The following is a 12,173-nucleotide window of genomic DNA, read 5'->3' on the forward strand; positions in this document are numbered from 1 at the left end:
AATCATGATTAAACACCATCCCGACAATAACATGCTGCTGGAGCACGCCAGCGGCAGCCTGAACTGGGCCCACAGTCTGGCCGTATCCGCCCATCTGCAGCTATGCCCCAAGTGCGCAGCACAGATGAAGTTGCTCAATCGCATTGGCGGCGCCTTGCTGGAATCGGTGGAACCGGTATCGACAAACGCCCCTACTGATGACGCCGACCAGGCGTTTGCGCGCCTGATGGGCAGAATCGATACAGATGCAGATCAGGCGGAGGAAACAGCCGGCGAGAAAGTCATAGCCACGGTTGAAAAGCCGTTCATATCGCGGGACCCTGTCTTTGCAAACTTGCCGCCAGTGGTGGAGAAGTTGATGCACGGCAACCCGGCACTGAAATGGCGCCGATTATCCAAAGGGCTGCGGGAGGCACGGCTGAAGACGGGGCAAACCCAACACGAGGTGGCTTTCCACCGCATCGCTGCCGGCAACAAAGTGGCTGAGCACGATCACCGCGGCAAGGAAATCACCATGGTGCTGTACGGCAGCTTTTCAGATGCTGACGGCATCTATTCGCGGGGCGATTTCCTGGTCAGAGAGCCCGGTGAGGTCCACCGCCCAACAGCCACCCAGGATCAGGAGTGTCTGTGTTTTTCTGTGGTGGAGGCGCCGGTGGCACTTACAGGATTCGTGGGCAAACTGGTGAACCCGTTTCTGTCCATCAAGCCACAATAACTGCCGCCCAACCATCGAAAGATATATTGTGCGCATAGCAAAAAGCCCGGAAATTTCCGGGCTTTTTGTATTTTCTTACTTTGCTTTCGGGCGAGGAATCAGCGTGCCGTGGCGATAATATCCCCACCGACATAGGGTGTGCCGCCACGGGTAAAGCGATTTTTGAGCGCCTCCCAGCGATCCCCGATTGCCGCCATCTTTTTTGACCGCACATGGCCGTAACCGCGAACCTGCTGCGGCAACGCGAGCAATTCTTCTGCCTGCTCGATATTGGCAACGCTCAGGTTTTTCGCAACCAGACTTACCGCGTCACGGACTTCACGTGCCCAGCGCCGCTCCTCGCGACGCTCCGCGGTATAGCCGAACACATCAAAGATGCTTCCGCGCAAAATTTTGCCCTTGGCCAGAAACGGTAGCGCTTTCGCCAGCCAGGGTCCCAGCGAAATCTTGCGGATCCTGCCACTGGCATCCGGACGGGCAAGCAGCGGCGGTGCCATCAGGAAGCGGATCTTGTAATCACCGGCGAATGTGTCGCGCAACTGCTGTTTAAACGATTCCCCGCTATACAGACGTGCCACCTCGTATTCGTCCTTGTAGGCCATGGCTTTGAACAGGCTTCTCGCCGCCACACGGGTGAGATTGCCACGGCTTTCCGGCAGGCGATCTTCCGCCTGCTGAAGCTCCGCCATTGCCGCGGTAAATTGACGCGCGTAACCCGCCCCCTGGTATTCGGTTAGCTCTTTGGCCAGCCGGGCGACCATTTGCTCGGTGGTTTCCAGCGGCTGCACCACATGCACCGCCTGTGCCGGGTTCACCAGCTGATCGACGGCCCGCGGATCGACCGCGAGCAGGCGCCCTGCGCGGAAAGCCCGCAGGTTGTTTTCTACCGCAACCCCGTTTAATTCCACCGCGCGCTCAACCGCACTCTGGGAGACGGGCAGCAGCCCCTTCTGGCAGGCGTAACCCAGCATCATCAGGTTTGCAGCGACGGAATCACCAAACAGTGCTTCCGCGTAGCGATTGGCATCAAAGGCAAAGTAGCCACCGGCCACAGATTGGATGCTTTCCGCCGTCGCATCCGCAGGGAACGCAAGATCGTTATTGCGCACAAAGGCCGCCACCGGCACTTCCGCGGTATTCACCAGCGCCTGCATTTTCCCAGCGGCAAACTTGTTGCGCTGGCCGGCGGCCGTCACCATATCGCAGCCCAGCAAAAGATCCGCAGAACCATCGCGGATACGCGCGGTGGTTATGTCTTCCGGCGTGTTGCCCACTTTCACGTGGGCCACAACGGCGCCATTTTTTTGGGACAGGCCGGTGAAATACAGGGTGGTACTGCCCTTGTCCTCGAGGTGTGCCGCCATACCGAGTAACGCGGCAACGGTCAGTACGCCGCTGCCACCAATACCGGCCACTAGAATATTCAGCGGCTGCTGCAGTTGCGGCTTGGGCGCATCCTGCAGGTTTTTGCTGGCGTGGTCGATGGCCTGGGCCAGCGTGCTCAGCTCCGGCTTTTTCAGCTCACCGCCTTCCACACTGACAAAGCTCGGACAGAAACCATCCGCACAGCGCATGTCCTTGTTACAGCTCGACTGGTTAATCTGGCGTTTGCGGCCGAAGCCCGTTTCCAGGGGTTCCACCGCAATACAGCTCGACTGCACGCTGCAGTCGCCACAGCCCTCACACACCCGGTGATTGATCAACAGGCGCTTTGCCGGATCGGCCATCTGCCCCTTCTTACGGCGGCGACGTTTTTCCGCAGCGCAGACCTGCTCGTAAATAATCGCAGTAACGCCGGCAGTATCGCGCAACTGACGCTGGACCTGATCCAGTTCATCGCGGTGGAAAATTTGCAGGTCTGCAGGCAGCAGATGGCGGTGCTCCCGCCAGTGATCCGGATTTTCGCTGACCAGACACACCTGCCCTACCCCTTCCGCCAGCAACTGCCGGGACAGGGTCGGCACCGTTACCTCACCGTCTGCGGGCTGGCCGCCGGTCATGGCCACGGCATCGTTCAGCAGGATTTTGTAGGTGATGTTGATTTTGCTCGCCACCGCCTGGCGAATGGCCAGCAGGCCGGAATGATTGTAAGTGCCGTCGCCCATATTCTGGAAAATATGCTTGTCGCTGGAGAAGCGATGCAGCCCCACCCAGTGCGCACCCTCGCCACCCATATGGGAATAGGTGTCGGTGCGCAGCCCTTTGCCGAGCGCCATGATGTGACAGCCGATACCGGCACTGCCGGTACTGCCCTCGGGCAATTTGGTGGAGCTGTTGTGGGGACAACCGGCGCAGAAAATCGGCTCCCGCGCGAGCAGTCCACTGGCCTTTTGCGGCACGCCCTGGCCCAGCCGTTCGGCCAGCGGCACCAGTCGCACGGCGAGCTCGGTATCCGCCAGCCAGCGCGCGATCGCCTTCGCCACCTGATCCGGGCCAAAGCCCCAGATGGCGGGTAGCAGGTCGTTGCCGTCGAGGTCTTTTTTGCCCACCACTTTCGGGCGCTGCTGGTCCGGCCAGCCGTAGAACAGATTCTTCATCTGGTCTTCTACCAGCGGGCGCTTCTCCTCTACCACCAGAATCCGCTCCATACCGCGGGCAAACTCGCTCATGCCGCGGGGTTCCAGCGGCCAGCTCATGGCGACCTTGTGGATGGAGATACCGTATTCGAGAAGATCCTGCTCCGTCAGCTCCAGCAGCTTGAGCGCCTCCAGCAGGTCGCCATGAGCCTTGCCGACGGTGACAATGCCGAAACGTTTTTGCGGCGCGTCGACGATGGTGCGGTCGAGCTTGTTGGCATAGGCAAAGGCCTGCGCCGCCGGCAGTCTCTCCTCCAGCATCCGGCGCTCGTATTCGAGACGTTCGGCAGGCCAGTTCAGGTGCGGATCATAATTGAGACCGTGGGCCGGGATCGGGAAAGACTCGGGGATCACAAAACGCGGCAGCTCCGGCACCAGTATGGAAGCACCGGATTCTACGGTTTCGGTAATTGTCTTGAAGCCGACCCACAGGCCGGAGAAACGGGAAAGCGCGATCCCCGCCAGGCCCAGGGTGAGGTATTCGTCGATGGTGGCCGGGAACAGCAGCGGCATCATCACCGATTCGAAAATCTGGTCGGTGTTGTGGGAGAACATGGAGGACTCCGCGGTGTGGTCGTCACCGCACAGCGCCAGCACGCCGCCGAGCTTGGAGGTACCCTGGATATTCGCCTGGCGGAACACGTCCGCGCTGCGATCCACTCCGTGACCCTTGCCGTACCAGATGGAGAAAACGCCATCGCGGGTAGCCTGCTGGCGGTAATGGTCCAGCAACTGGGTACCCCAGATATTGGTAGCCCCCAGATCCTCGTTGATGCCCGGCTCGAAATGAATGTCCCGCTCGGCCAGCAGTTTCTTGTGGCGCCACAGGGCCTGGTCGTAACCGCCCAGGGGGGAGCCGCGATAACCAGAGATGAAACCGGCGGTATTCAGGCCGGCCAGTTCGTCCAGTTGCTTCTGCATAATCGGCAGACGCACCAGGGCGTCAATGCCAGTGAGGAATACACGGCCGGAATCCCGGGTAAACGCCGCCTTGAGGGAATACTCCCGGTCAAAGCCCAGTTCCTGATCAGTTTCGACCATCGCCATGGTGGGGACCTTCTCGCAATGTTGCACCCGGCAGGCTGCCCAGTGGCAACGGACCTGCACGGTTTGATGTTATTTTGATGTGGCCCGTAAGCTATCACCGGCCAGTCGGGCAGGTCATACCAAATTCACCTTAAAACGCGAGGGACAAGGAAAGAATTCGCCACTTGAAGCACCTTTTCTGCAATAATCAATAAGCAAACGCGATGAGTTGAGAATCTTTATCAAATCCTGCCCGCCCGTATAGCGACGGGAACTCACAGGACTGAGGTTGTGGCAGAAATCAGGCTGAACCAATGAGAGAATCCGGTCACAAGAGCAATGCCGGCGGCCCAGAGACCCCGGGTAAAGCAGTGCCCCGGTAACCCAGGCCGATTCATCGCCCTAGCCATCCAATTGGCACTCCGAATACAACAAGCAGAAACACCAGGTAACCCTATGGCCTATATGCTGGACGCCATCGACAAGCACATTCTGGAAATTCTTCAGCAGGACGCGACCATTCCCAATATCGAGCTGGCGGAAAAAGTCTGCCTGTCTCCCTCTCCCTGCTCGCGCCGGGTGAAAAACCTGCACGAACAGGGGTTTATCAAGAGGGCGGTGACCCTGCTGGAACCGGATATGGTTGGCCTGCCGGTCAGCGTGTTCATTCAGGTAACCCTGAACCACCAGGTAAAAAAAGAGCTGCAGCACTTCGAATCCACCATCGCACAGTGGCCGGAGGTGATGGAGTGCTATTTGATGACCGGGGATTTTGACTATCTGCTGCGGGTGGTGGTGCCGAATCTGCACGCCTATCAGGAGTTTCTCGACAAGAAACTGACGGAGCTGCCGGGCATCGACCATATCAAGAGCAGCTTTTCACTCAAGCAGGTGCGCTACCGCACCGAGCTGCCGCTGGACCAGCTGCTGGAAAAATAACTCAGCGACGGAAAAAACTCAGGATGACGCTCAGCACCACGCTGAGGATGACCATGGATGTGATCGGAAAATAGACCTTGCTGCGCTCGGATTCGATACGGATATCGCCGGGCAATCGACCAAACCAGTTAAACAGCCATGGCGCGAAGTGCATCGCCACGCCCACCAGGGTCAGGATCACTCCCACAAGTATCAACCAGCGCGCCATAGCCTCTACCCTCTCGCAATCTACACATTTCGCCCACATGCGGCCCTCTCTTTCCAGTGTAAGTCCTGGCTGAGGGAAAGTTACGGCACCGCTTCATTGGCAGTCACTTTATGCGCTGATACCATCGAAGTGACTCTCCGACAGACGCTATAACAAGGCTAACAATTATGCGCCTCATTCATATCCTCGTTGGTTTGTGCGCCGTACTCGCATCGTGGAATCTTCAGGCAGCGACGCTGGTACACAATTTCTCTGGATACCAGGCAACCGAACAAAACCTGCAACAGTTCAATACGCTGGTATTCGACCAGGGCAAGGTACTGGCCACCGGCGATTACGCCACCCTCAGCCAAAGCTACCCCAAAGCAACGAAAATCGACGCCGGTGGCAAGACGCTGCTGCCAGGGCTGATCGACGCCCACGGCCATGTCCTTGGCCTCGGCAGGTTGCAGCAACAGCTGGATCTGCGTGATCTCGATTTACCACAGACACTGAAGGCCATCGAACAGTTTTCCCAGAAGGTGCCTGCGGGCGACTGGCTGATCGGGCGCGGCTGGAACCAGGTTCTGTGGGCCGGCAAGGAATTCCCAACGCGACAGCAACTGGACGCACTGGATATCGATCAGCCGATTTGGCTGCGCCGTATCGATGGACACGCCGGATGGGCCAACAGTGCAGCCATGAAACTCGCCGGAATCACCCGCGAAACTCGCGCACCGGCCGGGGGTGAAATCATTCGCGACCGCAGTGGCGAACCGAGCGGCGTCCTCGTGGACAACGCAATGGCACTACTGGAAAGCGTGATCCCACAGCCCACCCTGCAGGAGGAGAAAGCGGCACTCAAGACGGCCTTTGACCTGGCGCTCTCTCTGGGTCTCACCGGTCTGCACGACGCCGGCATCTCGGGACAGACATTGGAGGCCTATCGCCAACTGGCATCGGAGAAGGTCATACCGCTGCATGCCTACCCGATGATCTCGATCGATGACAAGAATCTGCCGCAACTACTCGCTGCTGGTTATGTCGGCGCCCCGGATGAAAGGCTCTATGTACGCAGCGTCAAGGTGTATGTCGACGGCGCCCTCGGCAGCCGCGGTGCCGCCCTGCTGGAGCCCTACCACGACCGCCCCGGTGAAAAGGGGCTGCTCATCGCCACCGAGAGCGAATTGTTACAGCAGATAAAACTGGCTACGGACAACAAGTTCCAGGTAAACACCCACGCAATTGGTGACCGTGCGAACCACATCGTGCTGGACATATTGCAATCGCTAAACAAGGACCACGACCAGAAACCATCCCGCCATCGGATCGAACACGCCCAGGTCCTGACGATCGATGATATCGAGCGCTTTCCGTCACTGAACCTGATCGCCTCGATGCAGCCGGTACACGCCACCAGCGACAAGAACATGGCCGGCGACCGCCTCGGCGAAAAACGACTTGCACGCGCTTACGCGTGGCGAAAATTCCTCGAGCAAGGCACCAGAATAGCGTCCGGTTCCGACTTCCCGGTAGAGCCAGTCAATCCGTTATTCGGCATTCACGCAGCGGTCACCCGCCGCGACCGGCAAGGAGACCCGGAACAGGGATGGCACATGGAAGAAGCAATGAACATGGAAGAGGCGCTGCGCTCTTTCACCCTGGACGCCGCCTATGCCAGCCACCAGGAACAGGTCATCGGCAGCCTGGAGCCGGGCAAGTTCGCGGACTTTATCCTGCTCGACCGCAATATTTTCACCACTGATCCGCAGGAAATCTGGCAGGCAAAAGTCTTGGAAACCTGGGTGGAAGGAGAAAAAGTTTACACACGCAGTGAATAACGGCTAAGTAGAATCCACAACACTACCGCTCAGTATAAAAAAAGCCGCAACAATATCTGTTGCGGCTTTTTTATGTTTATCAAGATTGAATGTGGCGGACCGAGCGGCCCGCCGGAATAATTCAGTTCTTGACGGCAACCGTGGTCGCTTTTTCACCTGCCTCCCCAGGAACCGGGAATCCGCGATCACGCATCAGCGGCTCGATGCCCGCATCGCGGCCACGGAACAGACGGTAGGCCTCTGCCGGATCGATGGCGTTGCGCGGAGCGAACAGGTATTTCACCAGCTTGGCTGCCACTTCCTTATCGTAGAAGCCATCTTTCGCCTCGGCGAAGGCCTCAGAGGCGTCAGAGGTCAGCACATCCGCCCACATGTAACCGTAGTAACCAGCGGAATAACCCTCGCCAGAGAAGATGTGGCCGAACTGCGGCGTGCGGTGGCGCATAACCAGCTCGCTGGGCATACCCAGCGCATCCAGGGTTTCACGTTCGAACTTGTCGGGGTCAATCCCCTCCGGATCGGTCGTGTGCAGCTTCATGTCAACCAGCGCGGATGCCAGGTACTCGGTGGTGGAGAAGCCTTGGTTGAAGTTGGCCGCCTTCTTGATCTTGGCTACCAACTCCGCAGGAATCGGCTCACCGGTTTTGTAGTGAACCAGGAACTGATCGATTACCGGATCAGTGCTCAACCAGCGCTCCAGCAACTGAGACTGGAACTCTGTGTAATCGCGCACACCGCTGTTCAATGTCGGGTAAGCGACGTTGGACGCGAGGAAGTGCAGCGCGTGGCCAAATTCGTGGAAGAAGGTGGTCGCATCGTCCCAGCTCACCAGTACAGGTTCGCCCGGCGCACCTTTGATGAAGTTGGAGTTATTGGAAGCGAGTACGGTCTTCTTGCCATCAAAAGTGCTGTGATCGCGGTACATGCTGGCCCAGGCACCGGAGCGTTTGCCAGCGCGCGCGAACGGATCCAGGTACCACAGACCGATGTGCGCACCGGAAGTCTTGTCTTTGACTTCCCACACTTTTACGTCTTCGTGGTAGACAGGCACACTGCCAGCCTTAACCGGCGTGAAGCTGAAATTGAACAGTTCACCGGCAACGTAGAACATGCCTTCACGCAGATTGTCCAGCTGCAGATACTGTTTCACTTCGTCGGAATTCAGATCGTATTTTGCCGCGCGCACTTTTTCCGCGTAGAAGCGGTAATCCCAGGGCTCGATCTTGATGCCGGCTTTTTCTGCATCGGCAACCGCCTGCATATCCGCCACTTCTTCGTGTACCCGGGCAACGGCCGCCGGCCACACCGCTTCCATCAGTTCGATAGCATTTTCCGGAGTTTTCGCCATGCGGTTCTGCAGCCGCCACTGGGCGTAGTTGTCAAAGCCCAGCAGGCCTACACGCTCATCGCGCAACTGCAGAATCTCGGCGATGATCGCGTTGTTGTCGTGCTCGCCGCCGTTGTCACCACGGCTGTAGTAGTTGCGCCAAACCTGCTCGCGCAGCGCACGATCTTCTGAATAGGTCAGGAACGGATCCATGGAAGAGCGCGTATTGGTGATCGCGTAATTGCCCTTCTGCCCTTTTTCCTCCGCCAGCGCGGCCGCCGCCTTGACGAAGGATTCCGGCAGGCCCTTCAGCTGATCGCTGCGCAGGAAGATATCGTAGCCCTCTTCGTCCGCCAGTACGTTGTTGGCGAATTTGGTGTGCAGCTCCGCAAGGCGCTCGTTGATTTCCGCATAGCGCGACTTGGCTTCACCGGTCAGGGTGGCGCCATTGGTGGCAAACTGGTCGTAGGTCAGTTCCACAACGCGCTTTTGTTCCGCTGTCAGATCCGAATCATTGCGCGCATCAAACACCGCTTTTACACGCTGAAACAGCTTGTCATTCTGGATGATCTTGGTGTTGAACGCAGCGAGCTGAGGAGCCATCTCTGCCTGCACGGCACGGAATTCTGGAGATGACATATTGCCGCTCCAGATGCCCCAGTATGTAAATACCTGATTCAGCGCCTTGCCGCTGCGCTCCATCTGTTCAATGGTATTGGCGAACGTGGGCGCTTCAGGGTTGTTGGCAATACGATCGATCTCGATCAGATTCTGCGCCATGCCGAACTCAAGGGCCGGCTTCACGTCTTCAACCTTCATTTTGTCAAACGCGGGCACACCGCCATAGGGACCGGTCCACTCGGCCAGCAGTGGGTTGGTACTGGCAACGTCTGCCACAATCGCCGCGGACGCGACGGCCTGTTCGGCGGGCTTGGCGACCTGTGCCTGTTCGGAATCTTTACCGCATCCACCCAGGGTTGCGAGGGCTGCAGCAATGGACATCGCGATCAATGTTTGACGCATCGACTCGATCCTCTTGTATCTATGTTTATATGAGTGATTCTATGATTATTAAAATCCTGACCGCCCGGAGTGTACCCCGGGTCGATGGATGTAGCCATGACGCGCCGACCAGCCCACAATTTTATACGGCGAAGTGCCTTTCTGGCCGAACACCCCTCTTCCCGTGGCTAACTTTGCGGAGGAAAGTCTGTGCGATAGATAGGGAACGCCATTTGATAACGGCGTATTAAGTGGGTTAATTTTAGGCTAGCAAAAATAGCCGGGGCCACCCCCGGCATCTCACAAATACCGGGTCAGCCCCGGCGATCTTCCACAATGGTTCCGAACATCTCGAGTTCCGCATCGTGAGCGCTCTCGCGCCAAACCTCACGCAGCGCATCGGCAATCCAGTCCTGCATGCCCGGCAACGCCAGAATCCGCTCGCAATAGCCCATGGCCTCTTCGCCAAGCGAAAGCTGGTATCCGCGCAGGCGAATGGTTACCGGTGCAAAGAACGCGTCCACTGCGGTAAATGCTGATCCCGCAAGATAAGGGCCGCCGAAGCGCTTAAGCCCCTGCAGCCACAACTCCTCAACCCGGTCGAGATCCTTCTGCAGCGCCGCATCGACCTCACGCAATGCCACGGTGACGCCACAGTTCATACTGCACTGGTTGCGCAGCGCAAAAAAGCCCGAGTGCATTTCCGCCGCGGCGCTACGCGCCCACGCCCTCGCCTGCCGATCCTGCGGCCACACCGATGGGAAGGATTCGTAGAGATATTCAGCAATGGCAAGGGAATCCCATACGGTGGTCTCCCCGTCGACCAGGCAAGGCACCAGACCTGTGGGAGAAAACTTGCGGAATATATTCCAGCTGCCACCCTCGTCAAACGGTACGAGCTGCTCTTCGAAGGGAATATTCAGCTGCGTGGCCAGTAGCCAGGGGCGCAGAGACCACGAGGAATAATTTTTATTGCCGATAAATAACTGATACATCGCGATCTCCCTCGCTAATGGATTTGTCTGCTTTGGCGTCTGGGGTTGCCGTATCAGGCGCCGCCGTTGCGGCCCTCGCGCAGCAATTCCGAAATGCAGAATGCGAGTTCGAGCACCTGATCTGCATTCAGGCGAGGGTCGCACTGGGTGCGATAACAGCTGGCGAGATCCGCATCGGAAATTTTCCAGGCTCCCCCGGTACACTCGGTCACATGCTGCCCGGTCATCTCCAGATGGATGCCACCCGGGTGGCTGCCCTCGGCACGGTGAACCGCAAAGAAATCGCGAATTTCCCGCAGGATATTGTCGAAGTTCCGCGTCTTGTAACCGCTTGAGGCCTTCTCAGTGTTGCCGTGCATGGGGTCGGTACTCCACACCACCGAACGCCCTTCCCTCTCCACCGCCCGCACCAGCGCCGGCAACTTCTCGCCCAGGGTATCCGCCCCCATGCGGGTGATCAGTGTCAGGCGCCCCGGCTCGTTGTTCGGGTTCAGGCGATCGATCAGTCGGATCAGCTCATCGGTGGCCATACCCGGCCCGACTTTCACACCGATGGGGTTCCACACACCTGCAAGGAATTCCACATGGGCAGCGTCCAGCTGGCGGGTGCGCTCGCCAATCCACAGCATATGTGCCGAACAGTCATACCATTTACCGGTGAGACTATCGGTGCGAGTCAGCGCTTGCTCGTAATTCAGCAACAGCGCCTCGTGCGATGTGTACAAGGTAGTTTCGCGAATAGCCGGCGTATTGCTGGAGTTAACCCCACACACCGCCATAAATTCCAGCGCATCCTGCAGACGCTCCGCCAATTGCAGGTAGCGATCACGCTGCGGATTATTTTCCAGGTAACTCAGGTTCCAAGCATGCACCTGGTGCAGGTCGGCGAGACCGCCCTGGGCAAAGGCGCGTAGCAGGTTCAGCGTGGCCGCGGACTGGTTATAGGCCGTCAGCATCCGCCGGGGATCCGGTACCCGCGCCTCCGCGGTGAAGTCAATGCCGTTGATAATGTCGCCGCGATAGCTGGGCAGTTCCACACCGCCGATATTCTCCATATCCGCGGAACGGGGCTTGGCATACTGCCCTGCCATACGCGCTACCTTTACCACCGGCAGGTTGCCGGCAAAGGTCAGTACCACCGCCATCTGCAGCAGGACCTTGAACGTATCGCGAATACGGTTGGCATTGAAATCGGCAAACGATTCGGCGCAATCGCCGCCCTGCAACAGAAACGCCTTGCCCTGCGCAACATCCGCCAGCTGCCTGCGCAGCTCGCGTGCCTCGGCGGCAAAAACCAGCGGCGGATAGCCAGCGAGCTCACGCTCGACCGCTTCCACATCGGAAATTGACTGGTATTTGGGCTGCTGGTGGGCCGTGAGCTTGCGCCAGCTCGCCGGATCCCAGGGTTTGACTAAAGGCTCGGACACGGGGGTATCTACCTCAACTTCCATTTTCGGTTTCACTGCAGATAACTACAGACGGCGCGCCGCCAAATTGCCGCACGCCAGCCTGTCAGGGAGAGCAGGAATATTCAGGCCGCGCCCAGTGCGCGACCTATGCCC

General features: G+C 58.4%; 8 protein-coding genes. 3 read left to right on the forward strand and 5 right to left on the reverse strand.

Features of this window, described 5'->3' with window-relative positions:
- The first annotated feature begins 4 nt into the window (after window positions 1–4).
- The gene (locus R5R33_RS01410; RefSeq protein WP_318954299.1) at window positions 5–718 is read left to right on the forward strand and encodes a ChrR family anti-sigma-E factor; all 714 of its coding nucleotides are present in this window, start codon (window positions 5–7) and stop codon (window positions 716–718) included.
- Window positions 719–816: 98 nt separating this feature from the next.
- Here the strand turns inward: R5R33_RS01410 and R5R33_RS01415 are convergent, their stop codons facing one another.
- Window positions 817–4,341, reverse strand: a complete 3,525-nt coding sequence (locus R5R33_RS01415; RefSeq protein WP_318954300.1) for an indolepyruvate ferredoxin oxidoreductase family protein — start codon at window positions 4,339–4,341, stop codon at window positions 817–819.
- 435 nt (window positions 4,342–4,776) lie between these two features.
- Here R5R33_RS01415 and R5R33_RS01420 point away from each other — a divergent pair, with 435 nt between their 5' ends.
- Window positions 4,777–5,259 carry an Lrp/AsnC family transcriptional regulator gene (locus R5R33_RS01420; protein ID WP_138235407.1) on the forward strand — a complete coding sequence of 161 codons (483 nt, stop codon included), beginning with the start codon at window positions 4,777–4,779 and terminating at the stop codon, window positions 5,257–5,259.
- A 1-nt stretch (window position 5,260) separates the two neighbouring features.
- Here the strand turns inward: R5R33_RS01420 and R5R33_RS01425 are convergent, their stop codons facing one another.
- Window positions 5,261–5,467, reverse strand: coding sequence for a DUF2905 domain-containing protein (locus R5R33_RS01425; RefSeq protein ID WP_318954301.1), 207 nt, complete (start codon window positions 5,465–5,467; stop codon window positions 5,261–5,263).
- A 167-nt stretch (window positions 5,468–5,634) separates the two neighbouring features.
- Here R5R33_RS01425 and R5R33_RS01430 point away from each other — a divergent pair, with 167 nt between their 5' ends.
- A complete protein-coding gene (locus tag R5R33_RS01430) occupies window positions 5,635–7,287 on the forward strand; it encodes an amidohydrolase (RefSeq protein WP_318954302.1) in 1,653 nt (550 codons plus the stop codon).
- Between the two features lie 121 nt (window positions 7,288–7,408).
- On the opposite strand, the gene R5R33_RS01435 is transcribed toward R5R33_RS01430, so the two are convergent.
- From R5R33_RS01435 to R5R33_RS01445, 3 genes are all read right to left on the reverse strand, one after another.
- Window positions 7,409–9,637 carry a M3 family metallopeptidase gene (locus tag R5R33_RS01435; RefSeq protein WP_318954303.1) on the reverse strand — a complete coding sequence of 743 codons (2,229 nt, stop codon included), beginning with the start codon at window positions 9,635–9,637 and terminating at the stop codon, window positions 7,409–7,411.
- Between the two features lie 293 nt (window positions 9,638–9,930).
- Window positions 9,931–10,611 (reverse strand): glutathione S-transferase family protein, encoded by a 681-nt coding sequence (locus R5R33_RS01440; protein WP_318954304.1) that lies wholly within the window; start codon window positions 10,609–10,611, stop codon window positions 9,931–9,933.
- A 53-nt stretch (window positions 10,612–10,664) separates the two neighbouring features.
- Window positions 10,665–12,062 carry a class II 3-deoxy-7-phosphoheptulonate synthase gene (locus R5R33_RS01445; RefSeq protein WP_318954305.1) on the reverse strand — a complete coding sequence of 466 codons (1,398 nt, stop codon included), beginning with the start codon at window positions 12,060–12,062 and terminating at the stop codon, window positions 10,665–10,667.
- Window positions 12,063–12,173: the final 111 nt, after the last annotated feature.

It is taken from the genome of Microbulbifer pacificus, assembly GCF_033723955.1.
GTDB lineage: Bacteria > Pseudomonadota > Gammaproteobacteria > Pseudomonadales > Cellvibrionaceae > Microbulbifer > Microbulbifer pacificus.

Bases quoted from the DNA above. Each gene is read 5' to 3' on its own strand.
- R5R33_RS01410 (WP_318954299.1), top strand. From the start codon at position 5: ATGATTAAACACCATCCCGACAATAACATGCTGCTGGAGCACGCCAGC.
- R5R33_RS01415 (WP_318954300.1), bottom strand. From the start codon at position 4,341: ATGGCGATGGTCGAAACTGATCAGGAACTGGGCTTTGACCGGGAGTAT.
- R5R33_RS01420 (WP_138235407.1), top strand. From the start codon at position 4,777: ATGGCCTATATGCTGGACGCCATCGACAAGCACATTCTGGAAATTCTT.
- R5R33_RS01425 (WP_318954301.1), bottom strand. From the start codon at position 5,467: ATGGCGCGCTGGTTGATACTTGTGGGAGTGATCCTGACCCTGGTGGGC.
- R5R33_RS01430 (WP_318954302.1), top strand. From the start codon at position 5,635: ATGCGCCTCATTCATATCCTCGTTGGTTTGTGCGCCGTACTCGCATCG.
- R5R33_RS01435 (WP_318954303.1), bottom strand. From the start codon at position 9,637: ATGCGTCAAACATTGATCGCGATGTCCATTGCTGCAGCCCTCGCAACC.
- R5R33_RS01440 (WP_318954304.1), bottom strand. From the start codon at position 10,611: ATGTATCAGTTATTTATCGGCAATAAAAATTATTCCTCGTGGTCTCTG.
- R5R33_RS01445 (WP_318954305.1), bottom strand. From the start codon at position 12,062: ATGGAAGTTGAGGTAGATACCCCCGTGTCCGAGCCTTTAGTCAAACCC.